This is a genomic window from Pseudoalteromonas shioyasakiensis (genome assembly GCF_024518675.1).
GTDB lineage: Bacteria > Pseudomonadota > Gammaproteobacteria > Enterobacterales > Alteromonadaceae > Pseudoalteromonas > Pseudoalteromonas shioyasakiensis_B.
The window spans coordinates 261946-288106 of the sequence record NZ_JANIGL010000002.1 but is presented as its reverse complement, the minus strand read 5'-3'; the positions used below and the strand labels follow the sequence as shown (position 1 = coordinate 288106).

The 26161-nt window shown below is 41.6% G+C and carries 25 protein-coding genes; 10 read left to right on the top strand and 15 right to left on the bottom strand.

The window, feature by feature from the left end:
* Position 1: 1 nt before the first annotated feature.
* On the bottom strand, positions 2-2590 hold the full coding sequence (gene leuS, locus NQT69_RS07160) for a leucine--tRNA ligase (protein WP_256826976.1): 2589 nt from the start codon (positions 2588-2590) through the stop codon (positions 2-4).
* A gap of 185 nt (positions 2591-2775) precedes the next feature.
* Here leuS and NQT69_RS07155 point away from each other — a divergent pair, with 185 nt between their 5' ends.
* The 4 genes from NQT69_RS07155 (at position 2776) to NQT69_RS07140 (ending at position 6637) form a co-directional block, all read left to right on the top strand.
* Positions 2776-3234 (top strand): zinc ribbon-containing protein, encoded by a 459-nt coding sequence (locus NQT69_RS07155; RefSeq protein ID WP_256826975.1) that lies wholly within the window; start codon positions 2776-2778, stop codon positions 3232-3234.
* 74 nt (positions 3235-3308) lie between these two features.
* A complete protein-coding gene (locus NQT69_RS07150) occupies positions 3309-5729 on the top strand; it encodes a Lon protease family protein (RefSeq protein WP_256826974.1) in 2421 nt (806 codons plus the stop codon).
* Positions 5726-6202 (top strand): FKBP-type peptidyl-prolyl cis-trans isomerase, encoded by a 477-nt coding sequence (locus NQT69_RS07145; RefSeq protein ID WP_256826973.1) that lies wholly within the window; start codon positions 5726-5728, stop codon positions 6200-6202. Before NQT69_RS07150 ends, NQT69_RS07145 begins: the two co-directional genes overlap by 4 nt.
* Positions 6203-6235: 33 nt before the next feature.
* Positions 6236-6637, top strand: a complete 402-nt coding sequence (locus tag NQT69_RS07140) for a hypothetical protein (RefSeq protein WP_256826972.1) — start codon at positions 6236-6238, stop codon at positions 6635-6637.
* A gap of 196 nt (positions 6638-6833) precedes the next feature.
* Here the strand turns inward: NQT69_RS07140 and NQT69_RS07135 are convergent, their stop codons facing one another.
* From NQT69_RS07135 to NQT69_RS07125, 3 genes are all read right to left on the bottom strand, one after another.
* Positions 6834-8654: a DEAD/DEAH box helicase gene (locus NQT69_RS07135; RefSeq protein WP_256826971.1), complete on the bottom strand. Its 1821-nt coding sequence runs from the start codon at positions 8652-8654 to the stop codon at positions 6834-6836.
* Positions 8655-8815: 161 nt separating this feature from the next.
* Positions 8816-9079, bottom strand: a complete 264-nt coding sequence (locus NQT69_RS07130) for a GrxA family glutaredoxin (protein ID WP_256826970.1) — start codon at positions 9077-9079, stop codon at positions 8816-8818.
* A gap of 162 nt (positions 9080-9241) precedes the next feature.
* Complete coding sequence (locus tag NQT69_RS07125) at positions 9242-9736, bottom strand: TlpA family protein disulfide reductase (protein WP_256826969.1); 495 nt, start codon at positions 9734-9736, stop codon at positions 9242-9244.
* A gap of 118 nt (positions 9737-9854) precedes the next feature.
* Between NQT69_RS07125 and NQT69_RS07120 the strand changes: the two genes are divergently transcribed.
* On the top strand, positions 9855-10382 hold the full coding sequence (locus NQT69_RS07120; RefSeq protein ID WP_256826968.1) for a peroxiredoxin-like family protein: 528 nt from the start codon (positions 9855-9857) through the stop codon (positions 10380-10382).
* A 227-nt stretch (positions 10383-10609) separates the two neighbouring features.
* Entirely contained in the window at positions 10610-11056 is a 447-nt protein-coding gene (locus tag NQT69_RS07115; RefSeq protein WP_256826967.1) for an Hsp20 family protein, read from the top strand.
* 297 nt (positions 11057-11353) lie between these two features.
* Here the strand turns inward: NQT69_RS07115 and NQT69_RS07110 are convergent, their stop codons facing one another.
* Positions 11354-11953 carry a Yip1 family protein gene (locus NQT69_RS07110; protein WP_256826966.1) on the bottom strand — a complete coding sequence of 200 codons (600 nt, stop codon included), beginning with the start codon at positions 11951-11953 and terminating at the stop codon, positions 11354-11356.
* Between the two features lie 206 nt (positions 11954-12159).
* Between NQT69_RS07110 and miaE the strand changes: the two genes are divergently transcribed.
* Positions 12160-12921, top strand: coding sequence for a tRNA isopentenyl-2-thiomethyl-A-37 hydroxylase MiaE (gene miaE, locus NQT69_RS07105; protein WP_256826965.1), 762 nt, complete (start codon positions 12160-12162; stop codon positions 12919-12921).
* Positions 12922-12968: 47 nt separating this feature from the next.
* A complete protein-coding gene (locus NQT69_RS07100; protein WP_256826964.1) occupies positions 12969-13799 on the top strand; it encodes a hypothetical protein in 831 nt (276 codons plus the stop codon).
* Between the two features lie 2 nt (positions 13800-13801).
* Here NQT69_RS07100 and NQT69_RS07095 read toward each other — a convergent pair whose 3' ends face one another.
* Positions 13802-14548, bottom strand: a complete 747-nt coding sequence (locus tag NQT69_RS07095; protein WP_256827427.1) for a UDP-2,3-diacylglucosamine diphosphatase — start codon at positions 14546-14548, stop codon at positions 13802-13804.
* Between the two features lie 88 nt (positions 14549-14636).
* A complete protein-coding gene (locus NQT69_RS07090) occupies positions 14637-15128 on the bottom strand; it encodes a peptidylprolyl isomerase (protein ID WP_256826963.1) in 492 nt (163 codons plus the stop codon).
* Between the two features lie 150 nt (positions 15129-15278).
* On the opposite strand from NQT69_RS07090, the gene cysS reads away from it, so the two are divergent.
* Positions 15279-16658 (top strand): cysteine--tRNA ligase, encoded by a 1380-nt coding sequence (gene cysS, locus NQT69_RS07085; RefSeq protein WP_256826962.1) that lies wholly within the window; start codon positions 15279-15281, stop codon positions 16656-16658.
* 122 nt (positions 16659-16780) lie between these two features.
* Positions 16781-17653, top strand: a complete 873-nt coding sequence (locus NQT69_RS07080; protein ID WP_256826961.1) for a DMT family transporter — start codon at positions 16781-16783, stop codon at positions 17651-17653.
* A gap of 93 nt (positions 17654-17746) precedes the next feature.
* On the opposite strand, the gene NQT69_RS07075 is transcribed toward NQT69_RS07080, so the two are convergent.
* From NQT69_RS07075 to NQT69_RS07040, 8 genes are all read right to left on the bottom strand, one after another.
* Positions 17747-18535 (bottom strand): DUF3379 family protein, encoded by a 789-nt coding sequence (locus NQT69_RS07075; protein WP_256826960.1) that lies wholly within the window; start codon positions 18533-18535, stop codon positions 17747-17749.
* Positions 18535-19050, bottom strand: a complete 516-nt coding sequence (locus tag NQT69_RS07070) for a sigma-70 family RNA polymerase sigma factor (RefSeq protein WP_372822937.1) — start codon at positions 19048-19050, stop codon at positions 18535-18537. Before NQT69_RS07070 ends, NQT69_RS07075 begins: the two co-directional genes overlap by 1 nt.
* A gap of 105 nt (positions 19051-19155) precedes the next feature.
* Complete coding sequence (locus NQT69_RS07065) at positions 19156-20793, bottom strand: BatD family protein (RefSeq protein ID WP_256826959.1); 1638 nt, start codon at positions 20791-20793, stop codon at positions 19156-19158.
* The gene (locus NQT69_RS07060; RefSeq protein ID WP_256826958.1) at positions 20787-22688 is read right to left on the bottom strand and encodes a VWA domain-containing protein; all 1902 of its coding nucleotides are present in this window, start codon (positions 22686-22688) and stop codon (positions 20787-20789) included. The genes NQT69_RS07065 and NQT69_RS07060 overlap by 7 nt, the downstream gene beginning before the upstream one ends.
* Complete coding sequence (locus NQT69_RS07055) at positions 22688-23674, bottom strand: vWA domain-containing protein (protein ID WP_256826957.1); 987 nt, start codon at positions 23672-23674, stop codon at positions 22688-22690. The genes NQT69_RS07060 and NQT69_RS07055 overlap by 1 nt, the downstream gene beginning before the upstream one ends.
* Positions 23667-24104, bottom strand: coding sequence for a DUF4381 domain-containing protein (locus NQT69_RS07050; protein ID WP_256826956.1), 438 nt, complete (start codon positions 24102-24104; stop codon positions 23667-23669). The genes NQT69_RS07055 and NQT69_RS07050 overlap by 8 nt, the downstream gene beginning before the upstream one ends.
* A gap of 1 nt (position 24105) precedes the next feature.
* Positions 24106-25050 carry a DUF58 domain-containing protein gene (locus NQT69_RS07045; RefSeq protein WP_256826955.1) on the bottom strand — a complete coding sequence of 315 codons (945 nt, stop codon included), beginning with the start codon at positions 25048-25050 and terminating at the stop codon, positions 24106-24108.
* 3 nt (positions 25051-25053) lie between these two features.
* A complete protein-coding gene (locus tag NQT69_RS07040) occupies positions 25054-26010 on the bottom strand; it encodes an AAA family ATPase (protein WP_256826954.1) in 957 nt (318 codons plus the stop codon).
* Between the last annotated feature and the right edge of the window lie 151 nt (positions 26011-26161).

Genomic DNA, 26161 nt, shown 5'->3' with positions numbered 1-26161 from the left:
ATTAGTTAGCAACTATGTTAAGTAGTTTACCCGGTACGTAAATTACCTTGCGGATGGTTACGCCGTCAGTAAATTTAGTAACATTCGCTTCAGCAAACGCAAGCTCTTCTACTTGCTCTTTCGTTGCATCAGCAGCCACCGTTAGTTTGGCACGTAGCTTACCATTAACTTGAACAATAATAAGTTTCTCATCTTCAACCAACGCAGACTCGTCAACAGTTGGCCAAGCAGCATTAAGAATGTCACCTTCTTTACCAAGCTCTTGCCACAACTGATGTGATAAATGCGGTGTGATTGGCGCAAGCATGATCAATAGGGCTTCTAGTGCTTCGTTAGCAATCGCAACATCTTGTTTATCAGCCAGTGGCGCTTTTAACAATTTGTTTGAGATTTCCATGATAGCTGCAATCGCAGTATTGAATGTTTGGCGACGTTCAATATCATCAGTTACTTTTGCAATCGCTTTGTGAAGTTCACGACGTAAAACTTTTTGCGGGTTGGTTAGCGCTGATTTATCAAGTGCTTGGTAGCCTACGGTGTTTACGTCAACGGCGTATTTCCAAATACGTTTAATGAAACGATGTGCACCTTCAACACCTGAATCAGACCACTCAAGGGTTTGCTCTGGTGGTGCAGTAAACATCATAAATAAGCGTACTGTATCGGCACCGTATTGAGCGATAACTTGTTGTGGGTCGATACCGTTATTTTTCGACTTTGACATTTTGCTCATGCCCGATGAGAACACAGGCTCGCCGTCGTCTTTATGCCACGCTTTGGTTACACGGCCTTTGTCGTCTGTTTCAGTTTCTACGTCGCTTGGTGAAATCCATACATCGCCGCCTTTCTCATCTTTACGATAGAAAGTCTCAGCGAGTACCATACCTTGACAAAGTAGACGGTCAAATGGCTCATCTGAGTTTACTAAACCAAAGTCGCGTAATAATTTATGGAAAAAGCGCGAGTACAATAAATGTAAAATGGCGTGCTCAATACCACCTATGTATTGATTTACCGGTAGCCAGTAATTTGCCGCCGCAGGGTCTAACATGCCTTCATCATGGCGCGGGCTACAGTAGCGCGCGTAATACCAAGATGATTCCATAAAGGTATCAAAGGTGTCTGTTTCGTGAAATGCAGGTGCGCCATTAACAGTGGTTTTTGCCCACTGCGGATCTGCTTTGATAGGTGAGGTGACACCATTCATAACCACGTCTTCAGGTAAGCGTACAGGCAGCATATCTTCACTGGCTGCAAGTTCTTTACCGTCTTCGTCGCTAAGCATAGGGATTGGTGAGCCCCAATAACGCTGGCGGCTTACACCCCAGTCACGTAAGCGGAAGTTTACTTTACGCTCACCGACGCCAAGTGCTTCAAGCTTATCGGCAACTGCGTTAAATGCAGCGTCAAAGTCAAGGCCATCAAACTCACCTGAGTTTACTAATACGCCTTTTTCAGTGTAGGCCTCTTGCTCAAGGTTTACTTCAAGTTCAGAGTCCGCAACAGGTGCGATAACTTGTTTAATATTTAGGCCATAGGCTGTCGCGAATTCATAATCACGTTGGTCGTGTGCTGGCACGGCCATAACAGCACCAGAGCCGTAATGCATAAGTACAAAGTTAGCAACCCAAATTGGTACTTGCTCACCAGTAAGCGGGTGCGTTGCAAAAAAGCCGGTTGCGATACCTTTCTTTTCCATGGTTGCCATATCTGCTTCGGCAACTTTGGTGTTTTTACACTCTTCAACAAACATTGCTACAGCGTCGCTATTTTTAGCTGCTTCTTGGGCAATAGGGTGTGCACCAGCAACCGCAAGGTAGGTTACACCCATAAAAGTGTCTGGGCGGGTTGTGTAAACGCTAAATTTTTCGTTGTTATCTGTGCGCGTAAACTCGATATCTAGCCCTTCAGAGCGGCCAATCCAGTTACGTTGCATGGTTTTAACTTGCTCAGGCCAATCTTCTAGTTTGTCTAAGTCGTCAAGTAGCTCTTGTGCGTAGTCAGTAATTTTAATAAACCACTGCGGAATTTCTTTTTGCTCAACCACAGCACCTGAGCGCCAACCGCGACCATCAATAACTTGTTCGTTTGCCAATACTGTTTGATCCACAGGATCCCAGTTTACCGTTGACATTTTTTTGTACACTAAACCTTTTTCGTACAGCTTAGTGAAAAACCATTGTTCCCATTTATAATAGTCAGGGTGACAGGTTGCGATTTCACGATCCCAGTCATAGCCAAAACCTAATTGCTTAAGCTGGGTACGCATGTAATCGATGTTCTCGTAGGTCCACTTTGCAGGGGCTGTTTTATTTTTAATTGCCGCATTTTCTGCAGGTAGACCAAACGCATCCCAACCCATAGGCTGCATAACGTTTTTGCCTTGCAAGCGTTGGAAACGAGAAACAACATCACCAATTGTGTAATTACGCACATGACCCATATGTAGTCGACCACTTGGGTATGGGAACATAGAAAGGCAGTAATACTTTTCTTTGCTCTCGTCTTCAGTGGCTTTAAATACTTGGTTTTCTTCCCAGTAGGATTGGACTTTTGACTCTATGTCTTGCGGGTTATATTGCTCTTGCATCTACGATTCCAGACTTCTTGCAAACTAATAAAAAATTGTCGAATAGGATACCCCAAAATAAACGCTAATCACAGCGGCAAATAAACGGATTTTATAAAATCATGACTAAATTAGTTTTCAGGGCAGGTTAACCTATACTCTAGTAAGTTGAATACTGATATAACGCAGTTTTGAAGGAGTATAAAATGGCTGATTACAAAACTTGGTTAAACGATTTAACCGACTGGCTTAAAGATGTAAAAGATCATGAACTAAAGGACGCGATAGACAAATTTGTCGAATCAGAGCAAGCGCTAAAAAACTTAGGCCAAGAAAAACTTGAGCTGTATCGAAATTACTTAAAGCGCGATATTGAGCATATTCAAGAGCACGATAAACACTACAATTCGCTTGCATGGCAAGAGCTTAAAGAGTCTTTATGGTATGAGCTATCCCACATTGAAGATAAAACTCAGTTAGAATGGCAGGCTTTAAATCAAGATTTTAAACATAATGGTGTTTATCACCAAGGTGAATGGATAGCCATGGGCACATTAGTATGTAAGAATTGCAATCATAGTTATGATATTTATCATGCCGCGCAAATTAGAGCTTGTTCACAGTGTAACGGTATCTACTTTAGCCGTCGGGCATTACAACCGTAAAATGGTGTGCAGCGTTCATGCGCTGCGCACACTTAAATAAATCAGCAAATTAGCTGATACAAAAAGAAGTTAGAATGACGAAAAAACTGTTGCCTTTACCTGTGTCTGCCTTGGCGCCGACAATCTCGTTTAATCATGTGCAAACCTGCATGAATAATCCATACCCTGAAACACTGACCTTTATTGGTCAACAGCGTGCACAAAGCGCGCTGGATTTCTCGCTGGGTATGGAACTACCTGGTTATAATGTTTATGTGATGGGTGAAGCTGCCCATGGTCGTTTTACCTTAGTAAAAGATAAATTAGAGGCACACAGTAAAGGTCGGCCTACGCCAAAAGAGTGGTTATATGTTAATAATTACGATGATCACCGTGAGCCCATTGCGATGTTTTTACAGGCAGGGCAAAGCAAGCAATTAGCTGATGATATTGATTCATTTATTGATGAAGTACTAGATACCTTTCCGGCGGCATTTGATAACCCTGCCTACCAGCGTAAAAAGAAAAAAATAGATCGTGAATTTAACGATGCTTATGACGCGGCAATCACCGAAGTTGAAATGACTGCACTTGAGCAGAGTGTTGCTTTAATTGAAGAAAAAAGCGTAGTGGGGTTTGCTCCTTTAGTGAATGGCAAGCAATTAAGCGATGCCGAATTTGCAGCTCTCGATGATGAACTACGTGAACAGTTTTACGAAGTTATCGAAAAACTAGAAGATGCATTGATTGAAGCATTAATAGAGTTACCGCGTTGGAAGCGAGAGTCATCGGAAAAACTACGTAATTTAAAAAAATCCACAGCTGAGCTTGCTACTAAGCCCCTTTTGAAAGATTTAGAGCACAAATACGCTGCTCATATTGGCGTACTGCGTTACTTAAAAGATATCCGTGTTGAAATTATCGATGCAGTGCTTGAGTGGCTTGATGATGAAGATGAGAGCGAAGAAAATAAAGAAGATTTTGACAGCAAAGGTATGCTAACAGACTTTTTTGCGCCTAATATCTTAGTTGAGTTTAAAGAGGGAGATGCCGCGCCTGTTGTTTATGAGCCAAACCCAACGTTTGGTAACATTTTTGGTAAAATTGAATACGCAGCCTCACAGGGTTCATTAATCACCAGTTATCGCTCAATACAACCTGGTGCATTACATCGTGCTAATGGCGGCTATTTGATCATGGATGCCGAAAAAGTCATGGCCAACCCGCAAGTATGGGACGGCTTAAAACTTTCGCTTAAAACTCATCAAATTAAAAATGATCTACCTTACCAAGATAGCGCAGTGGGCAGTAGTTTTACCCTGCGCCCACAATTGATCCCACTTGATGTAAAAATTATTCTATTGGGCTCACGTGATTTGTATTACACCATTGGTGAGTACGATGAAGAATTTGCCGAGTTGTTTAGAGTACTGGCCGATTTTGATTACTATTTACCAAGCAGCGATAAATTGCAGTATCAGTTTATAACTAAAGTAATCGAGTATTGCCAAAATACACTCAAGTGCAGTTTAACCGAAGCTGCCATGGCGCGGTTACTTAAATTTAGTTATCGCCAAGCAGAGCACCATAATAAATTATCAGCGCGTTTTGCTGATGTACTGGAGCTGGTGGCAGAGGCAAGCTTTTACACTAAACAAGATAACTTAAGTTTAATTGACGCTCATCATATTGATGAAGCCATCGAAGGTAAGCAGTATCGCACTGGGCAAATTAGTGAAAACATGCTCAGCGATATCAAAGAAGGGCACACCTTAATCGCCACTGATGGCCAAGCGGTTGGTAAAGTGAATGGCTTAACGGTATTGCACATTGGTGATACATCATTTGGTACGCCTGCCCGTATTACTGCCACAGTGTACGCAGGTGCTGATGGCGTGATTGACGTAGAGCGTGAAGCCGAGCTCGGTAAAGCAATTCACTCTAAAGGTGTGATGTTATTAACGGGTTATTTGGGTAATAAATACGCCCAGCAATTTAGTTTAACCCTCAGTGCGAATATCGCTATCGAGCAAAGTTATGGCTACATAGATGGTGATAGCGCGTCACTGGCTGAGTTATGTGCCTTGATCTCAGCAATTACTAATTTACCAATCAGCCAGTCAATTGCGCTGACAGGCTCAATAAACCAACATGGCGATGTACAAGCCATTGGTGGTGTAAACGAAAAAATAGAAGGCTTCTTTAAACTATGTAAAATGCGTGGTTTAACCGGCCAGCAAGGGGTGATTGTGCCTAAATCTAACCAAGTTAACTTGGTATTAGATGATGAAATACTCGCAGCGGTTGAGTTGGGTAAGTTCCACATCTATGCCGTTGAAACGGTAGATCAAGCCCTCAACGCATTAATGGATATTGACGCCGGTGAGCTAGTGGATGGCCACTATCCTGAAGACTCGGTTAATGGCATTGCTTTAGCACGCTTAAATAATATTGCCGATATCGTAAATGGCGATAGTGACGAAGACGAAAAAGAACAACAGAGTGAAGAATCATGATTAATATTATTTTAGCAATCATCATTGCTATATTTTGCTATTTAATTTTTCAAAATAGTAAAAAAGCTAAGCAACAAGCCCTTGCCAATGCGCAGCTTGGCAGTGATTTTTTAGCCACCAATAGTAAAGTTGAAGGCATAACTGAGACTGCTTCAGGGCTACAATATAAAATTGAGCACAGCAGTGGGAGTGATGTAAAACCTAGCCCGACTAGCATGGTGAACGTTCACTATCACGGTACCTTACTTGATGGCAGTGTTTTTGACAGCTCTGTTGAGCGAAACAGCCCCATTAGCTTTGGCCTGCATCAAGTAATTAAAGGCTGGACTGAAAGCTTACAATTGATGAGCGAAGGAGATAAATACACCTTTTATATCCCGCATCAGCTTGCGTATGGCGAAAAGCGTGTTGGCAGTATTCCACCTGCATCACTGCTAATATTTGAAGTAGAGTTGTTAAAAGTAGAATCTTAAAGTTATTACTTATATTTGTAGTCGTATTCAGTAATGATCAAACCTAATTATAAAGATTACACGCTGCAACAGCTACTTGAAGCGCAAGAAATAATAGATAAAGCACAGTTTCCATTACGCTATAAAAAGCTGTGCGCAGAAATAGAATTTAAAAAGCATGATCCGCAGCAGCTTGCTTTAGTGGAGCGAAAAAAACACCTCAACAACTTGATCTTTAGCAAGATCATTATGGCGCTGCTAAGTTGCTTTTTCGCCTCAGAGCTATACTCAGCTTGGCAACTAGGCGTTGCTTCATTCAGAAAAAGTGATTATACCTTAGCTGATAACCCGCCGATGTTTTACTTTATAGTTATCACTAATGTAGTGCTATTACTTGTTTTTTTGTTTTTAGTATTTAGTAACGTCTGGCTAAAGCAGGCTGAAATTGAAGAGTAGGCCATTAACTGAAATACATTAATTATAAAGTTTACCTAACGGCATGTTTATAATTTACTTCTCGCTAACTTGCTAACTTGCTAACTTGCTAACTCGCCAACCCACTAACTCGCTTCTCATTCACTTTACTCCAAACACAAAAAAACCTCGGCATTTACATGACGAGGTTTTTAGCTTTCTATCTAAATCGCAGTGTTTAGTTAGAAGTAAAGCTCACTGGACGACGTTCTTTACGAGGACCGCCACGCTTATCACCGCGTTGGTTGTCTTTGTTAAAGTTACGCTTTCTGTCACCACTAGGGCGTTCAGAGCGTTCGCCGCGTGGCTCAGCTGGACCTTGATCTTGAGTCAATGTCATACCCATTGGGCGTTTACAAATAAACACCTTTTGGAAGTGATCAAGTACATCTTTAGGCATGTTTTGCGGTAATTGTACCGTACTGTGACTGTCGTGAAGACGAATGTCACCAATAAACTTGCTTGAGATATCAGCTTCGTTAGCGATTGCACCCACAATGTTCTTAACTTGAACACCATGCTCACGACCTACTTCGATACGGTAAGTATCCATAGGACCTGCATCACGGCTATTACGCTCGCGAGGTTTACGCTCAGCGCGCTCACCGCCACGTTCGTTACGACGACCACGGTCACCACGTTCATTGCGTGAATTACGCTCATTGCGCTCACGTGGCTGAATCTTAACTTCTTCAACTTTGATTGGCGATTGTTGCTGTGCTAAACACAGTAATGCACCCGCTAAGTCTTCAGGAGCAAGGTCAAGTTTTTGTGCCATGCTAGCAGCAACTTCATTGAAGAAAGTGATATCTTTATTTTCAAGAGCAAGGGTAAGCTTCTCTTGTAATGCATTGATACGTTTTTCTTCAACAACTTTAGCTGTTGGTAGTTCAACTTGGGCAATTTCAGATTTAGTATGACGAATGATATTTTTAAGTAAATAACGTTCGTTATGCTTAACGAATAAAATTGCTTTACCAGTACGACCAGCACGACCTGTACGGCCGATACGGTGAACGTAGGCTTCAGAATCTTGCGGAATATCGTAGTTGATAACTAAGCTTAAGCGGTCAACATCTAGACCACGAGCTGCTACGTCTGTTGCAATAACAACGTTTAGCATGCCGCTTTTTAAGCGATCAACAGTACGTTCACGGGCTTGCTGGTTCATATCACCGTTAAGAGGCGCAGCAGAGAAACCTTCGCGCTCTAATAACTCAGCAAGTTGTACTGTATCGTTACGTGTACGTACGAAAACAATAGCACCTTCGTATTGTTCAGCTTCTAAGAAGCGAACGATGGCTTTGTTTTTATGTACGTGAGCATTCCAAAATACTTGCTCAACTGAAGATACAGTCGAGTTACGTGCAGAAATATGAACCTGTTCAGGGTTATTCATATACTTGCTGCTGATATTTTGAATTTGCTTAGGCATAGTCGCAGAGAAAAGACATGTTTGCTTTTCACGCGGCGTTTTTTCCATGATGTTTTCAACATCATCGATAAAGCCCATACGTAACATTTCATCGGCTTCATCAAGTACTAGCGCTTGTAGCGCATCAAACTTGATAGTACCGCGGTTAATGTGATCGATTAAGCGACCCGGTGTAGCGACAATAATTTGCGCGCCACGACGAAGTGCACTTAATTGGATGCTGTAGCTCTGGCCACCATAAAGTGCCAACACTTCAACACCACGAGTGTGTTTAGCATATTGTTCGAATGCCTCAGCAACTTGGATCGCAAGCTCACGGGTAGGTGTGAGTACAAGGATCTGTGGCTGTTTCACAGACGGGTCAATATTATTAAGTAATGGCAGTGCAAATGCTGCTGTTTTACCTGTACCCGTTTGCGCTAGTCCCAGTACGTCCTTTCTTTCTAGCAATAACGGTATACATTGAGCTTGGATTTCAGATGGTGTCTTGTAACCCAACTCTTCAACTGCCTTTAAAATTGCAGGAGAAAGATTTAGAGATTCAAACGTGACTGGTTCTGACATTAATACGCCTCAACGAATTTAAAGAGGCGCGCATTGTATAGGAAATACGAGGCAATTGCTTGTATAAATTACAACTAATTTGTATGTGGTTGATGTTGGTTGAAATTTAATCAGTTTGATTTTTGCGCAAATCAAACTGATTAACAAGTTAGAAACAAAGCTTATTGATAAAGACCTAAGTTTTCTTTTGCGTAAGCTTCAAATTCAGTGAATCCGCCGATGTGTTCTTGGTCAACAAAAATTTGTGGAACAGTCGGGCATGGCTTACCAGCTGATTGTTCTAGATCCGCTTTGCTGATCCCTTCTTTAATGATATCAATGTAGCGAAATTTAAAATCATCGCGTTCATCAGCTAGTTTCTGTGCAACATCTTTTGCACGAACACAAAATGGGCAGCCTTCACGGCCAAAAATTACAGTTAACATATCGCTCTCCTCGATTTAGTGTGTGTTCATAGTAGCGAATTAAAAAAATAATAAAAGTGCAGAAAATCGATTAGTTAATTCTATTTATATGATTGGAATAAAAAACTTATACCATCGTGAGTTTACACTAATACGTGATTGGTTATTTAAAGCACACTTAAGTTACATTGCTCGTAAAGCAATACCTAGTTGGCTTGAATAACCCATAGAGCGCGCAGTAATTTTCAGTTCTTCATTGACTATGTAGTATGTGGGAAAGGCAGAGACTTTATAATTTGTTTGGGTTTGATTATTCCCAAGCAGTACTGGCATTGTCAGTTGTAAATCGGTTACAAACGTATTGACTTGAGCTTCGCTTGTGTAATCAAGTGCGATAGCAATCGCTTTAATGTCTGTGCCCGCGATAGCAGCTTCTAAATTCGGCATACTATATTTGCAAACAGTACACCAAGGGGCAAAAAAATAAATGACAGTTTTATTGCCTTTCAGCTCGGCAATACTCAAACGTTGTTCAACACTCTTTAGTACAGGTAAATTAAAATACGGTGCAGGGTTGTGATCCGTGTTAAGTAAATTACGTTCTTGAAACGCGCTGACGAGAAAAAATATCACGGCGGCTAAACTTATATTTATCAGTGTACTGCGGATGAATTTCAAACATATCTCCAAGGCCGATTACATTTTCATGGTTGAATTATTAAGTTTAACCCTAAGCTATTTTAATGGAAACCATGAAGATGTTTAGATTTTAATTCTTACAAAGGAGATCATGATTATGAATAACGCAATACAGCCAGCACAAAAGATGCCTTTACTGACAGCAAAGGATATTGATGGCAAGACTTTTGATATAACGCAGCGCCAAACCGAATTACCTTGGAAGATGATAGTTGTTTACCGTGGTGTGCATTGCCCGCTATGTACAAAGCAATTAAATGCATTAGCGAAAATGAAAAGTGATTTTTCTGACGCTGGCGTTGAATTGGCAGCAGTCAGTGCCGATAGTCAGGAACAATTACAGCAGCACCTTAATGACTTAGATGTGAACTTCCCACTATACACTGGCCTTACATTAGAGCAGATGACTGATTTTGGTTTATACATTAGTGAACCTCGTAATGAGAATGAAACCAATCACCCATTTTCAGAGCCTGCGATATTTGTACTGAATGAAGACAATCAAATTCAGATCATTGATAAATCTAACGCGCCATTTTCGCGTCCTGATTTAAATGCGCTACTTTCAGGCATTAAGTTTATTCGTGAAAACGACTACCCAATTCGTGGCACATTCGCGCCATAAATAGAACAGTGGGGCATATGAATAGTATGCCCCTCATTATTTTTTAAAACTTTTTTATTTTTTTACTTGAAAACAATTTTACCGTCCATATATAGTTTAGTGAGGACGCCTGATGGGTCCCAAACTAAACAGAAGTAATTGAAATTTATATTATTTATTTAACTTTGCCTGCGCTTGTTCAAAAGAAAAGCACATGCAAAATATCGCTTAAATATGAGGATATTATTATGCGTACAGTAGATTTATCACCACTTTATCGTTCATTCATTGGTTTCGATCATTTAGCATCTTTAATGGATGCCGCGGCTCGCACAGACAAGCAGCCAAGTTTTCCTCCATACAATATCGAAGCACTCGATAAAGACAAATACCGTATCACTATGGCTGTAGCTGGTTTTAGTGACAATGAGCTGACCATTGAGTCTGAAAACAACACCTTAAAGGTAACCGGCGAAAAAGCTGAGAAAGGTGAAACACAAGAGCGTAAATTTATTCATCAAGGAATTGCAGAACGTAATTTCGAGCGTAAGTTTCAGCTAGGCGACCATGTTAAAGTACTTGGCGCAGATTTAGCTAACGGCTTGTTGAGTATTGACCTTGAGCGTGAAATACCAGAAGCATTAAAGCCACGCAAAATTGAAATTGGCAGTGGTAACTTGCTAGAAGGGAAATAACCAACCCTTAAACATTATTTCCCCTAATTAACTTGTTATTTTAAGTAGCCGCCTCATTTGAGGCGGCTTTTTTGCTTTGCGCGCCTTGAAATACGAATTAATCAAAGTAGGTACAGGGGGAGTTAAATAGCTAAATCTGACTTAGTAAATTTAATCAAAACTGTAAGCTGTGAAAATATTTTTTGGATAAGAGGAGTGACATGACCCCTCCGACCCAATGTAGTAAGTAAGATCTGTGAAGAAATTAATAGAACAGTACTATGCTCACAATATAACTCTCAAATTGTTGTAAATTATCTAAGTAAAGGTGGGATCAACAATTCCATTAGTCCAAAGCATTGCTGTTACTGCCAAAATAATAACTAATAAAATAAGCCCGCATGTCACCACTGAACTTGCGTATATAAAGCCGCGCTCTTGGGGGATATGCATTAAAATTGGTACGCCGGTGTAAAGTAAATACACTGAATAGGCCAGTGCCGCGATGCCGACACATACAACAAACCAAAGCTCAGGTAAAAATGCAGCTAGTGCTGACATAAACACCGGTGTAGAGGTGTATGCTGCGAGCTCTAGGGTTTGTGTGAAGGTTGGTTTCGCGCCAAACGTGACAGCCATCCAGTGGGCTAAATACGCCAGTGCAAAAACTCCTGCAATCAGTGCTGCATACATAGCGATGGCAATTAATAGTGCACTGTCATGAGTTAAAAATACGGGGTTGCCGGTACCAATACTCCAACCTAAGTATACAGATGAATAATAGCCCATAGCGGAGGGAAACAACGCTATCAGCAAAATATGCGATAAGCTATAGGTTAAGCTCTCGTGACGGTTATCTATGGTTTGCCATTCTTCGAGTGGATGAGCATATATGCCCCATAAATGGTTTAAAATCATTGTGTGTGCCCCTTAAAAAAGTTGTCTGCTGTTTTATTTTTATACAGCTTGTATTAAGTTATGGTTCAGTTGCTGGGGCTTGTCAAGGAACAGCTCTTTAGCAGGGGCTATTAGACATTAGTTTAAAGTTTGGCTTTATTTTATTCTCTGGTTATTTTCGTGGTAAAATAGTGACAATAAGACCATTTATATAAGCAGTTCAAACCGTGCCTTACAGCGAACTTTTACAACCAATCAATAATTTTCTTCAGTGCGAAACCCCACAAGCATGGATAGATGAAGCAGTAAAACCAGAGAACTTAAATGTTTTACTGATTGATCATTTGATATGTGAGCTTAAGGCTGCGCAGTCGGCGATGTTCTTAATTCGCAAATACGCGGTTGATAAACAAAGTAGCGATGCATTGCTTGAGTGGCTTAAACCATTTGAAACACTCATTTATAAGCGTGAAGGTAATTGGCAAGATTTAGCGGCTAAAAATAAGCTGAATAAGTCGGTGATCCCTAAATCAGATTCCCCTTATGGGCAAGATTTGGTTGATAAAATGGTAATGCTGATAAAAGAAGAACTGCACCATTTTTATCAAGTACTCGAGATCATGGATGAGTACGGTGTTGAGTATCAAAGTATTACGCCGTGTCGTTACGCAAAAGGCATGCTCAGGCATGTTAAAACCTATGAACCAGACGCATTGGTCGATAAGCTTATAGTAGGCGCTTACATTGAAGCGCGATCGTGTGAACGCTTTGCCAAACTGGCACCGCATTTAGATAAACGTTTAGGTGATTTTTATATTTCATTGCTACGCTCTGAAGCTCGCCACTACCAAGATTACTTAACATTGGCACAAGAAATTGCAGGTTTTGATATTACGGAGCGAGTGACATTTTTTGCTGAAAAAGAACGCGAGCTAATCATAACTTCAGATACTGATTTTAAGTTCCACTCGGGTGTACCTAATTTGTAAGTGCGCTATACTCGACCCTAATATTATAAAAATTATATGGATATTTAATGAAGAAGTTAATTGGGTTTTTATCACTTTTTAGTGTATCTGTTTGGGCTACTGAAGGAGGGGCTCCTGCCTTTTTTAATTCAGAATCAAATAAAGAATACCTTGCGCTCATAGAGCACCTTGTTGATGTGCTACCAAAAAATGGCAATCCTAACTTTTTAAGTGTATTAGCCTCTCCTTATGGTTTATTGGATGTACAGGCAACTAAGTTTAGCGATGATTTAGATAAGAATAGTTTCTCTAATTTTAATATGGGTGTAATGGGTTCTGCTATTTTTGATACAAAGCAAAGCTATACAACAGATTTACCGAATCGTGTTTTGTGTCATCAAAGCAGCTGCAGAAAACCGAGATTAGCATATGCGCGAGAACTTATTGCTCATATAAATACCATAGAGGCGTTTTTTACTGAAAATCCAACGATAAATTTAGTGAGCGTTTTAGACCAGTATGTTTATCGTGTAAATAATGCTTTTTATACTCCAGCTAGCGTAATTGATTATACCCCTTCTGCTGAAGCTGGTTTTGTACCATCAGCCGATTTTAAACAGTATTTTAGTGCCATTGAACGAACCCCATATTATAAAATTGAAGAGCAAACATTGGCTATTCGTCAGCTTATGCTTAAAACTGGCATGAGTGTGATACACCGCTGCGACGATTCATTATTACGTATAATCGTTTCGGGTATTAGTAATAACCAGTGGGGAGTGGTTTTTAGTCCTGATAATAGTTATAAGCCGGTGCTCGGTGAGCGAAATTTACAAGGGTTTGAATACGATGATGTTGTAAAATTAGCTGATAATACCTTTTACTACCAGACTAATTAATATTATTCATTACCTACAAATGGCTCGTTAATTAGCGTTTGTTGTTTTTCAGTCACAACGAGATAGGAGCCTTGGTTGTACCAGTCACCTAAAACGGTGCGAGTCAGTTGGCTAGCAGCTACATTATAATGGTGTACATCAGGACGGTGGGTATGGCCGTGGATCATGTTAGTAACTTGATGCTTAGCAAATACGTCAAGGACTGCTTCTTCGGTCACATCAAGAATGTCTAATGATTTGCCTGCTTGGTTTTGTTTGGATTTTTCGCGTGCTTTTTTGGCAACACTTCGGCGATACCAAAGGGGGAGTGCTAGCATTAAACGTGGCCACCACCAACCGCGGCCTTTTTTACGAAATTTTTGATACTCAATATCTTGGGTGCACATTTCATCGCCATGCAAAATGACAGTAGGTGTGCCATATAAATCAATCACGGTTTGTTCATCGAGTATAGTCATACCGGCTTTGTTGGCGTAGCCTTCACGCATGATAAAGTCACGGTTCCCATGAATAAAAAACACCGGCGTGCCGTTATCGCTGACCTGCTTGAGCCGTTTTGCGACTTCACTCGATAATGGCGTGACATAATCATCACCTACCCAGACTTCAAAAAAGTCACCTAAAATATATAACGCATCGACATCTTTCTTCACAATATGCTTGTTTAAAAAGTGGTAAAACGCAGCACTTATATCAGGGCGGCTTTCAGTGAGGTGAAGATCGGCTATAAAGTATGTTTGGCGAGTCATAGGTAAGTCTTTTAAAAATAAATAAAGCGGGCATTTACGCATAGCATAAATACCCGCTAAAACGCCACGTTACGTGGGTAAGCCTAACTTAGTTTACAGTTACGCTTTTGATAATAACATCATCAAGTGGTACATCTTGATGAAAACCTGAGCTACCAGTTGCAACGGCTTTGATTTTCTCAACTACGTCCATGCCTTCAACAACTTCTGCAAATACGCAGTAACCCCAACCTTGTGAAGTTTCGCTGCTAAAGTTTAAGAAGTCATTGTCGTTCACGTTAATGAAGAACTGTGCTGTTGCTGAATGTGGATCCGGTGTACGTGCCATTGCTAATGTGCCTTTTTTATTTGAAAGGCCATTGTTTGCTTCGTTTTGAATAGGATCATGTACTTCTTTTTGAATCATGCCAGATTCAAAACCACCACCTTGAACCATAAAACCATCAATTACACGGTGAAAGATTGTACCGTCGTAAAAGCCTGCATTTGCATATTGTAAAAAGTTTTTAACGGTGTTTGGCGCTTCGGTTTTGTGCATGTTAATGGTGATATCACCAAAGTTTGTGTGTAGAACAACCATGAGGTTTCCTATTAGCTGATTTATTTCGCGCTATTTTATCTTAGTTAGCTAAGATTAACAAAGTGCTTATTGATTTGATAAAGCGCTAGAGCAGGGGCTTTTCAAGTGGTAACATAGCCAATCAAGCAAACAGTCAAGGATTAAAAATAAATGGTAAATATTTACAACACACTCACGCGTCAAAAAGAGCAATTTAAACCTATGGTCGAAGGCAAAATCGACATGTATGTGTGTGGTATCACCATTTATGATTACTGTCACATTGGTCATGCTCGTACCTTTGTTGGTTTTGACGTGATCGTGCGTTATCTTCGCCATTTAGGCTACAACTTAAAGTATGTACGTAATATTACCGATGTCGATGATAAAATAATCAAGCGCGCGAACGAGAACGGCGAAGCGATTAACGATCTAACTGTGCGTATGACCAAAGCTATGCATGAAGACTTTGATAGTTTAAATATGTTGCGCCCAGATATTGAACCAACGGTTACCGGTCATATGGATGAAATCATCGAAATGGTTGAGCGCTTAATCGCAAAAGGTCATGCCTATGTCGCTGCGGATGGCGATGTCTTGTTTGACGTATCTACATTTGAGCAATATGGTGCGCTATCGCAACAAGATTTAACTATGCTGCAAGCCGGGTCACGTGTTGAAGTGGCACAAGATAAAGATGATCCGTTAGATTTTGTACTTTGGAAAAAAGCCAAAGCAGGTGAGCCATCATGGTCGTCACCTTGGGGTGAGGGTCGCCCTGGTTGGCACATTGAATGTTCGGCAATGAGCTCTAAGCATTTAGGCGAGCATTTTGATATTCACGGCGGTGGTTCAGACTTACAGTTTCCTCACCATGAAAACGAAATCGCACAATCATGCTGTGCCAATAATGGTAAATACGTAAATACTTGGATCCACACCGGTATGGTGCAGGTAAATAAAGAAAAGATGTCTAAATCATTAGATAACTTTTTCACTGTACGCGATGTACTTAAAGAGTACGATGCTGAGTCAGTACGTTACTTTTTGATCTCAGGGCATTACCGTAGCCAGCTAAATTACTCGCAAGAGAATCTAGACCAAGCACGTTCTTCACTTGAACGTATTTATACTGCGCTTCGTGGTGTTGAGCCTATCGCCTGTGAGCTTGAAAGTAACGAGTATGTCGCTAAGTTCAGAACAGCCATGAATGATGACTTTAATACTCCAGAAGCACTACCTGTGCTATTTGAGCTTGCTAAAGAGCTTAACCGTGTTAAAGACTCTGATGCAGCACAAGCAGGTAAACTGGCGTATATTTTACGTAGCATTGGTGAGGTACTCGGCGTTGCACAGCAAGCTCCTGAAGCGTTTTTACAAGGTGGTCAAGCTGATGATGAAGTTGCTCAAATCGAAGCGTTAATTGTTAAGCGTAATGAGGCTCGGGCTAATAAAGACTGGGCCGCTGCAGATGAAGCGCGTGATGCACTTAACGCTTTAGGTGTGGTACTTGAAGACTCTGCCGGTAAAACTACGTGGCGTAAAGCGTAAGTTAACTTTACTCCTCGTTTTAAAAGGTTGCCAAATTGGCAACCTTTTTTGTTTTTGTATATTGACCTCAACTTAACTTTAGGTTTTATCTTTGCGTCTGTTATTGTTTTTAAAGGAATAAAATGAATATTCTACTTGCTATGCTGCCAGCATTTTTATGGGGTACGACCTATGCCGTGACTAAGTACGCAACGCCGGATTGGCCGCCTATTTTACTTGGCGCAATACGAGCATTACCAGCTGGTTTACTATTACTATTGATCAAACCGACTTGGCCGCAATTAAGACAGTGGCGAGGTTTAATTGTATTAGCCTTGGTTAATATCGCTTTATTTTTTAGTTTTATCTTTGTTATGGCGGTTAATTTACCAGCCGCCATTGCAGGCGTGGGTATGGTATCAGTACCTGTTGTGGCTTTGTTGTATGCTTGGTTGTTTAAGGGGCAGCGACCCGCGTTACTCCAGTCAGTGTGCGCGCTCACTTTAGTGTATTTAGCGTGGCGATTATTCGACCCACAACATGTTGAACTTAACTTATTCGGGGTTATTGCATTGATAGGGGCATTACTGACAATTGTTGTTGGCAGTACATTGGTACAGAAAATTACCACCCACATCCATTGGTGGACAGTGCTGACTTGGCAATTGATTTTAGGTGGCTCGCTGTTAGCAATTGCGGCATTAGTGCAAGCATTTTATATTGAGCCACAGGCTTATCAGGTTCTTACGCACGCATTCACTCCAAGCCAATGGTTTGTACTATTTTGGTTAGTTTTGCCCAATACTGCACTGGCTTATGCGCTATATGTGTGGCTGCTTGGGCGCATGAGTGTAGTTGAATTTACCTTTGGTACAATTGCTAACCCAATTGCGGGTATTATTTGCGCCGTTGTGTTATTAAATGAGCAATACCAGGGGTGGCAGTATATGTTGATGGCATTAATGATTTACTTTTCTGTGTTACCGCAGCTAGTAAAATTAACGCGCTTTAAATAGCTAGATAGTTTGGGGATATAGGGATAGGTGGGTATTTAATACAAACCGCTGAAATTTAAGACGTTGCCGCTAAAGCAGCGGCAACCTTAGGGGTTAATGTAACCAGCGTATGGCGTCGTTTATTCTGCCTGTATAGCGATCAACAGGACTGCCTAAGCTCGCAACTAAAATAGTATCAGCCTGCGAGCCACGTTCAATGTGTCCGGAAAAACGCTCATCACGAAAGTCACTTTCTCCAGCGCCAAATGATTGCTTTTGCGAAGGAACGATAAAAACAGTCATCGGGCCATGCTCAGACTCAAACACTAAGTGCAAGCCACGCTGCCCTTTAAAGTCACAAAACATTAAGTACGTTACTTTGCCTGGCAGTTCTTTGAGTTCACCGCCGAGCTTGGCAAACTTCTCATTAACGTACTCTAAGCTGATCTCTTTGGTTTTTTCTAGTGAGCCAAGCTCATGATACACATGTGCAAGTGCATGCTCTCCTGCACCATAATTAACACTTTGTTCGTGACTAAAGAAAAACGCCCCGACAGCGACTAACAACGAAGCTGCCATCGCAAGAGGAAGTTTACCTAACTTAAAGCGAGAGCCCGCTTCTATTACATTACTCTGCGCAGTTTTATCAGCTACGGCTTCATCAGTTGCACTGGTTTGTTCAGAAGTCTGCTCATCAGCGTATTGCTCTGTATTTGCTATAATTCGCTCAGCTAAGCCTTCAGGCACAGGAATATCCAGTGCTTGGTTTAATGTATTGTCAAACTCTTGCATTTGCTCAATTAGTTCTTGTCGCTCAGGGTCTTGCTCAGCAAAATCGAGAATATCTTGATCTTCGCTGCTTGGCTGTGCGATTACTCGGCGACGAAACTCGAGATCATCCATTACTTTGATGCCCCTTTAAGTTGTTCATCATCACGGCTTAACGCCTCTTTTAACTGGTTTCTGGCACGGTAGAGCCGGGTCATTACCGTGTTTTTGTTTAAATCTAAAATGTCTGCAATCTCATCTCCAGAGCAACCCATTACTACCTGAAGCAGTAACGGCTCTTTATATTCATCAGATAACTTAGCGATATGACGTTGGATCACGGTTTGTTCCATTTCGTCATCTAGGGTGATGCTCTTTTCATCGACGATAGTGTCGTTTTCAACATCGCTATAATCAAATTGTTTGCGTTCAAAACGCCGTGCATTTTCACGGCGAAGTATCGTCAATAGCCATGGCTTTGCTGCTTTTTGATCTAATAGTGAATCAAGTGAACGCCAAGCTCGCAAGAAGGTTTCTTGAACGAGATCTTCGGCTATATTAGGATCGCGGCATAACCAATAGGCAAAGCGATATAATTCGCTATGATAAACATGAACGAGTTTTTCATAGCGTATTTTTTTCTCTGCCATATCAACTAAGACCTGACTTTTAGAATTATTATTTCCCGGCATCATTACTTTTTTATATTAAGGGATCGTCAGCTTGCATATTTACTATGCAAGCTCTTGAGTATACTAATAAAGTCCTTTTAAAACATTTTTCTGATTATTTGTAGTCGTGGTTATGTGTTGCTCTAACGCTTTAATTATCACACTAAGATCAACGGTTTCACTATTTGAACTATAGAGTGCAGCCCTGAGTTTAGCAATTTGTTCACTAAGTTGCTTATCATTTACTTGCTGAATTAATGCATCGAGTGCATTCGTTGATTGCTTAGTAACTTGCATCGCGTATGCATTAAGTGCGTGATGGAATGCAGCTAAGTCGTGATTTTTACTCTGCGCCTTTAACTCAGCTAAAGAAGGTGTCGCGGCTACCTGCTGTTGCTGAGGTTGCATAACAAGTGTGCGACTCCCTTTGTTACGCCACCATAGCAGAAGCGTAATTAACCAAAGTAAGTAGCCAATAACACTGACGATGATAAGCCAAAGTGGGATATGGTTTATTTTAACAGTGCCTACATTAGCTAGGTGTTCTCTGGGCTCAGCTGAATTTGCTGTTTGCGCAGGTGCTTGTGGTGGCATTAGTGGGGAGTTGCTACTTGGCGTGACTGTAATTGTACGCTCAGGCAGAGTTGCATAACTTATACGCTTCATTTTGGTGTTATACCACGGTACGCTGACTTCAGGCAGGGTGTAAGTGCCAGGTGTTTGTGGCAACAAGGCATATGAAGCTGTTTGCTGTGATATAACACGACCATCACGAACTAAATGGTTATTTTCTTTTTCGTCAGGGTAGCTACGAATGCCGTTGATCTCGGGCAGCTCAATATCAGGCAACTGCTCTTTAGTAATGCCCAAGGCTGTCAGGGTTAATGTTCGGGTGATCGGTGTGCCTACTTCAACGGTATCGCTATCAGGTTGCCATTGCTCGTCTAAATTGACAAGCTCGCTTGGTAACCATGCACCTTGATAATCATCCGGTATTGGCTTGATCTCAATATCTGTATTTTCACCCATCGCCGAGACTTCTAATTGGCGGTAGTTTTGTCTAACTCGGCCCTGAAAAACAGGGGCCTCAATGGTATACACACCGCTTTTTTGTGGTTGTACTAAATATACACGGGTGATCACTAGGTAACGTTTGCCATCAACTAGTTCATATTCTTCTTGTTGCTTGCCTATTTGGCTCAATTGCGCGTCAGGCATGCTTGGCGCAGTTAAATTACCATCAAGTAACTCTTTTGCGAGGTAGAGCTTGATAGTATATAAACCGGCTTCTTGCACAAATAAGGAGTCAGATGACATAGATGATTTAATAAATATGTCGTTATTTTGATCCGTCGCTTTGCTGCGCTCTGACACCTTTAACGCGATTGGCTGTGAGCTGATACCTGCCACAGTAAATGCAGGAATTGTGTAATCGCCGGCATTTCGGGTCATTAATTTAACCGACCAGTGAGTTTGTTTAGAAATACTACCATTAACGATGTTGGTGCGGGTGCTCACACTTGTTGGGCCAACCACAAAGTCTTTAAGTAGCACTGATGTGTCGGGCTGATCGTTTTTTATAGTGTCATCGGCGCTAATTGTTAGCATAAAAAACTCACCCGCTAATACAGGGTTTTTGTCAACACTGGCTTGCAGTTGTGTCATTGCCCACAGGGGCATAGCGCTGATAAGCAATAAACAGCAAAATAATCGCATTACCATGATTTTTCGACTCCTTGTGGACGACGTTGATAGTTTCGTTTTTGTGCTTCTAATTGCATTTTGTTACGTAACAAAATTGCAGGATCGTCAGGTACTTTACGCAGCAATTGGTTGAGTTGCTGGGCTTTTTCTTTTTCTTCATTTGTTAATTCAGCAGTTTGTGCTTGCATTGCTTGTTGCTTTGCCGCTTCTTCAGCCTGTTGTTGCTCTGGACTCATTTGCGGTTGAGTTTGTTCGCTTGGCTGCGCTTGCTCTTCATTTTGTGCTTGTGGTGAATCACTTGATTCACTTTGCTGTGATTGCTCAGGCTCTGCTTGCATCTCAGGTTCGTTTTGTTCATCACTTTGCTGAGTAGAAGGGTCACCGTTTTGTGGCTCATCTTGCTCATCAGATTGTTCGCTTTGCTGATCACTTTGCGGTGATTGTGAGTCTTGAGATTGTTCACCTTGTTGTGACTGCTGCTGATTTTGTTGCTGTTGATTTTGCTCGTTCTGTTGGTCTTGGTTTTCGCCCTGTTCACCGTTTTGCGAATCCTGGTTTTGTTGCTGCTGTTGGTTTTTCAATTGCTCAACCAAGGCTTGATTTTCTTTCGCTTGGGTAAAATCTGGTTGCAGGGCTTGTGCTTGTTTGTATGTCTCAATGGCTTCATCTAGCTTGCCAGCCTTAGCTAACGCATTACCATAATTGTATAAACCTGTGGCGCTTTTATCTTGGCTAAATGTGTTTAATGCAGCATCAAAATTACCTTGTTGATATAGCGCAGCTCCTTTAAGTTGGCTTGATTGGGCCTCTGTTGCGGCCTGTTCAAACTCGCCTTGCTGGTAGGCATCTAATGCACGTTGATCTTGGTTTTTAAATATACTGGGTAATTCGACTGCATAGGCATTTTGCTGCGGTAAAAAACAGACCACCATAAATGCGCCGAGTAGGGCGCTTTTGCGAAACATCCACAACATCAAAGGTAATAAAATAAACAAACCATAAATACCCGCATCAATACGCCATAATGCTTGGCTTTGTTTTTCATCTTTGAGGGTTTCAGTATTGGCACTGGGAGCAAACACCGAAATATCCCGTGGGCTTGGTTGGTAAAGTGCAAACTTACCGCCACTGTTATTAGCAATACTCGATAAGCGAGACGTGTTAATAGTGGGAACGACTATTTGACCATAGCTGTCTTTTAAAAAGCCACCTTCAGGGAGTTTTATAGGTGCGCCTTGCTCTGTGCCGACACCATATACATTGAGCCGGTAACGACTGGCAGCGGTAAACTGGTTTATATCGGACTGCTCATTTTGCTCAATGCCATCCGTGATTAAAATAATGTCGCCTTCTAAGTAACCTGCTTGGGTCAGTAATTCTTTTGCTTCATCTAAACCAGCGAGTACGTTTGAGCCTTTATCAGGCATGATATCAGGGCTTAAGCTGGGAATTAAGTTCTCAAGAGTTGTGGCGTCATTTGTTAGTGGTGAAATAGTGTAGGCGGTGCCTGCATAGGCAACCAGCGCAGTATCACCTTCTTTAAATAAGTCAATCATATCAAGTGCTTTAAAGCGAGCTTGAACGAGTCTGTTCGGTGCTATATCAGTGCTGTACATAGACAGTGACATATCCATTACAATCACGCGGGCATTTTTACTTTGGAACACGGGAACTTGCTTTTCTTCAAAACTAGGGCCAGCACTAAAAAGTACTGCTAACAAACAAAATAGCGCCACGAGCCACATAGGTTGACCGCTGGTTTGTTTATTATCACTGATAACAAATTGCGCCAAATGAGGGGCAATTAAATCACCTTGTTGGTTTTTTTTATGTTTGATTAACGCAACAGCAAATAAAGCCACAACAGGGAGCAGTAACCATAAAACAGCTGGGCGTATAAATTCAAAGTCCATTAGGCCTCCTGTTTAAAAGTGCGAGCAGTGATCACTATTACTCGCAGAGTTATGATGGCAAGCGCCATTAATAGTGGCAGATAAAACAGCGAACTTTGTGGCCGAAAAGTTTGCTCATCGGCACTGATGGGCTCTAGTTTATCGAGCTCTTGGTAAATTTGCTGTAATCCAGCAACGTCTTTAGCACGAAAATATAAGCCACCGGTTTGCTCTGCAATTCGTTTGAGTAAACTTTCGTCCAAGCTTCCACCACTGGCTCCCCCCATATTAAATAAGCTAAAGCCACGGGGATTATCAGAGCCTACACCTATGGTATAGACTTTGATGCCTTCTTCTCGAGCTAAAAGCAGCGCTTCGTCTGGGTCTAAATTACCAGCGGTATTTTGACCATCGGTAAGGAGTACGACAATACGATTGCTCTCATCTTTATTTGCAAAGCGCTTTACAGACAAACCTAACGCGTCACCGATTGCAGTGGCACGACCAACTAAACCTATTTGCGCTTCAGAGAGCATTTGACTTACGGTTTTGACATCTCGCGTGAGTGGTGTTTGTAAAAATGCGGTATCGCCAAATAAAATAAGTCCTAGGCGGTCACCTTGGCGTTGCTCAATAAAGTCACTGAGTACGGCTTTTACCATGGTTAAGCGATCTACATATTGCCCTTGATAAGCCATATCTTGCTCTGTCATCGAGCCTGATAAATCCACCGCCAACATAATATCACGCCCTTCATTGGGCAGTGTGATAGGCTCATCAAGCCATGTTGGATTGGCTAACGCGCATACTAGCAACAACCAAATAGCCCATTCGACTAAGCTTATAGAGCGTGGGTGTTGCTTTGCGACCTGACTGGCTAAATTATGTTTAGCAAAACTTGGGATCCGTAAACGAGTTTGCGATTCATTGGTAGCCGGTTTGAATAAGCGCAGCAATAAAGGCAAAGGTAATAAAATGAATAGCCAAGGCCAGCTAAATTCAAACATTTAGTGACTCCTTGAGCTTAAATTGCCTGATCCCCATTTTTAGCTTTGTGGCTAATTCGGGTTGTGTAGAGTTAGCTTGATAAAGGCTCATGATTTCTTGTTCACTAAATTGTTGCCCAGTGAGTTTATTTAATGTGTTACACCAGTCTTTGGTCGCAGAACTGGCATGCTCTGGGCTGTAGTAATGTAAAACTAAGCGCTTAAGTAATATATGTAACTGAGCGCTATCATCTGCCATGCTGTCACTGTGGGCAATAGCGTAACGTTTGGCTTTTTTAAATTGCCAAGTTCGATATAACTTTAATCCCACGAGGGCAGCCGCAATGACTAAAGCGGCAATGATAACCCACCAAATTGGGGCGAGCGGCCACCAGGCGACTTGCTCTGGCACAATGACGTCATGAAGGCCATCTAATGGTGATGCTTGCATATTACTTTCTCACTAATTGCAGTTCGAGTGGGGAGGCTGCATTGAATGATATTAAATTAAGGCCTGATTTAGTTAACCTATCCATTCGTGCGCTGAAAGCCTGAGCTGCGGTTTTGGCAAAAGTATCACGAAAACCTTTATCCATTAACGGCAGTGCAAAGTCGCTACCATTGGCACTCACTGTCACCGTTTGCTGAAAAGCAGGGAGCTGGTGCTCAAATGGATCACTTATGTGGCAACCAATCAATTCACAGTGGCGACTGAGTATCTCTAACTGTTTAAAGCTAGCATCGTCTAATGCGCTAAAATCGGAAACCAAGTAAACTAAACTTCCTGGTTTTGCTAAATGATTAAGACGCTTTAAGTTGTCGCTGAAATTATTGCTTGCTGGCTGATCTATTTGGCTCAGTGCTTGTTGATGGCTGTCACATAAATTATGACAGAGCTTTAGCACGGCTTTTTCTCGAGCGCTGGGCTTGAGTTCTAAGTGCCCGTGTTGGTTAAACACAATGCCACCAATGCGGTCACCACGTTGGCACGCTGACCAAGCAACTAAGGCACTTATATGCGCGGCTTGAATGGATTTAAGTAATAACTTTGATCCAAATAACATAGAGTTAGAAAAATCAGTAAAAACAAATACAGGGCGTTCTTTTTCTTCTTGAAACAGCTTTGTATGGGTTTGACCTGTTCGAGCAGTGACACGCCAATCAATTGAGCGAATATCATCGCCTTGTTGATAATGTCGCACCTCGGCAAACTCCATACCGCGGCCTTTATGAGGAGCAAGATACTGTCCAGCCAAACTGTTTTTTATTTTTACTTTAGGTGCTAACTCTAATAGCCGAGCCTTTGCTTTGTAATACATTAGCTCTTTTAATGCTAAGTTCACGCCATGGCTATGGCTGGTTTTAAGCCAGCTTTGATTATCTAATTCGCTTTGCATAATTTAGGGTACGGCAACAAGTTCTAAAATTCGGCTGATCACTTGATCTTTTGTTACGCCATCTGCTTGGGCTTCGTAGCTTAAAATTATACGATGGCGTAAAACATTGTGCAGTACTGCTTGAATATCATCAGGGGCAACAAAATCACGGCCATGAAGCCAAGCGTGCGCGCGGGCGCATTTATCTAACGCAATTGTTGCACGCGGACTTGCGCCATACTCAATCCAGCGTCCTAGTTGCTCATCTAGCTCAGCGCCTTCGCGGGTCGCAATGATCAACTGCACTAAATATTGTTCAAGTGGTTCTGCTAGGTATAAAGCCAAAATATCTTTGCGGGCAGCAAATAAATCAGCTTGGCTTATTTGTTGCGCTGGTACTTGGTGCTCGCTTAGCGCCTCGCCACGCGTTAGGCGTAAAATATCGCGCTCATGCTCAGCGCCAGGGTAATTAATGCTTAAGTGTAATAAAAAACGGTCAAGTTGGGCTTCTGGTAATGGGTAAGTACCTTCTTGCTCAAGCGGGTTTTGAGTTGCCATAACCATAAATAAATCTGACAGTGGATAGGTATTTTTACCCACGGTCACTTGTCGCTCAGCCATCGCCTCCAATAATGCAGACTGTACCTTTGCCGGTGCACGGTTAATTTCATCTGCTAAAATTAGATTATGAAAAAGAGGGCCTTTTTCAAATACAAACTCACTGGTTTGTTGGCGATAAATATCCGTACCTGTTACATCTGCTGGTAATAAATCAGGGGTAAATTGCACCCGCTGAAATGAACCTTCAACACCTTTTGCTAATGCGTTGACGGCACGCGTTTTAGCAAGTCCTGGAGGGCCTTCTACTAATAAGTGACCATCGGCTAAAATTGCAATTAGCAATGCTTGGGTTAACTCTGGCTGACCAATAATTTGGCTGTCTAAATAGGTTTTTAGTTGTGAGAATGCGTTAGCGGCCATAGTAAATAGAGTGTCCTCGTTAGCAAGGTTTAATAAAAGTAAGGGTTAGTTAACCTTTAATATGGGTAAATAAGGTATAACACAAGTGTTAGACTTAAATTTACAAAATAGTTCGTTATTTTTTAACGATTTTTACCCTAACATATAAAGA

Excerpts from the sequence above, each read along its gene's own strand:
- leuS (WP_256826976.1), bottom strand. The coding sequence starts at position 2,590 with ATGCAAGAGCAATATAACCCGCAAGACATAGAGTCAAAAGTCCAATCC.
- NQT69_RS07155 (WP_256826975.1), top strand. The coding sequence starts at position 2,776 with ATGGCTGATTACAAAACTTGGTTAAACGATTTAACCGACTGGCTTAAA.
- NQT69_RS07150 (WP_256826974.1), top strand. The coding sequence starts at position 3,309 with ATGACGAAAAAACTGTTGCCTTTACCTGTGTCTGCCTTGGCGCCGACA.
- NQT69_RS07145 (WP_256826973.1), top strand. The coding sequence starts at position 5,726 with ATGATTAATATTATTTTAGCAATCATCATTGCTATATTTTGCTATTTA.
- NQT69_RS07140 (WP_256826972.1), top strand. The coding sequence starts at position 6,236 with ATGATCAAACCTAATTATAAAGATTACACGCTGCAACAGCTACTTGAA.
- NQT69_RS07135 (WP_256826971.1), bottom strand. The coding sequence starts at position 8,654 with ATGTCAGAACCAGTCACGTTTGAATCTCTAAATCTTTCTCCTGCAATT.
- NQT69_RS07130 (WP_256826970.1), bottom strand. The coding sequence starts at position 9,079 with ATGTTAACTGTAATTTTTGGCCGTGAAGGCTGCCCATTTTGTGTTCGT.
- NQT69_RS07120 (WP_256826968.1), top strand. The coding sequence starts at position 9,855 with ATGAATAACGCAATACAGCCAGCACAAAAGATGCCTTTACTGACAGCA.
- NQT69_RS07115 (WP_256826967.1), top strand. The coding sequence starts at position 10,610 with ATGCGTACAGTAGATTTATCACCACTTTATCGTTCATTCATTGGTTTC.
- NQT69_RS07110 (WP_256826966.1), bottom strand. The coding sequence starts at position 11,953 with ATGATTTTAAACCATTTATGGGGCATATATGCTCATCCACTCGAAGAA.
- NQT69_RS07100 (WP_256826964.1), top strand. The coding sequence starts at position 12,969 with ATGAAGAAGTTAATTGGGTTTTTATCACTTTTTAGTGTATCTGTTTGG.
- NQT69_RS07095 (WP_256827427.1), bottom strand. The coding sequence starts at position 14,548 with ATGACTCGCCAAACATACTTTATAGCCGATCTTCACCTCACTGAAAGC.
- NQT69_RS07090 (WP_256826963.1), bottom strand. The coding sequence starts at position 15,128 with ATGGTTGTTCTACACACAAACTTTGGTGATATCACCATTAACATGCAC.
- cysS (WP_256826962.1), top strand. The coding sequence starts at position 15,279 with ATGGTAAATATTTACAACACACTCACGCGTCAAAAAGAGCAATTTAAA.
- NQT69_RS07080 (WP_256826961.1), top strand. The coding sequence starts at position 16,781 with ATGAATATTCTACTTGCTATGCTGCCAGCATTTTTATGGGGTACGACC.
- NQT69_RS07075 (WP_256826960.1), bottom strand. The coding sequence starts at position 18,535 with ATGGATGATCTCGAGTTTCGTCGCCGAGTAATCGCACAGCCAAGCAGC.
- NQT69_RS07070 (WP_372822937.1), bottom strand. The coding sequence starts at position 19,050 with ATGGCAGAGAAAAAAATACGCTATGAAAAACTCGTTCATGTTTATCAT.
- NQT69_RS07065 (WP_256826959.1), bottom strand. The coding sequence starts at position 20,793 with ATGGTAATGCGATTATTTTGCTGTTTATTGCTTATCAGCGCTATGCCC.
- NQT69_RS07060 (WP_256826958.1), bottom strand. The coding sequence starts at position 22,688 with ATGGACTTTGAATTTATACGCCCAGCTGTTTTATGGTTACTGCTCCCT.
- NQT69_RS07055 (WP_256826957.1), bottom strand. The coding sequence starts at position 23,674 with ATGTTTGAATTTAGCTGGCCTTGGCTATTCATTTTATTACCTTTGCCT.
- NQT69_RS07050 (WP_256826956.1), bottom strand. The coding sequence starts at position 24,104 with ATGCAAGCATCACCATTAGATGGCCTTCATGACGTCATTGTGCCAGAG.
- NQT69_RS07045 (WP_256826955.1), bottom strand. The coding sequence starts at position 25,050 with ATGCAAAGCGAATTAGATAATCAAAGCTGGCTTAAAACCAGCCATAGC.
- NQT69_RS07040 (WP_256826954.1), bottom strand. The coding sequence starts at position 26,010 with ATGGCCGCTAACGCATTCTCACAACTAAAAACCTATTTAGACAGCCAA.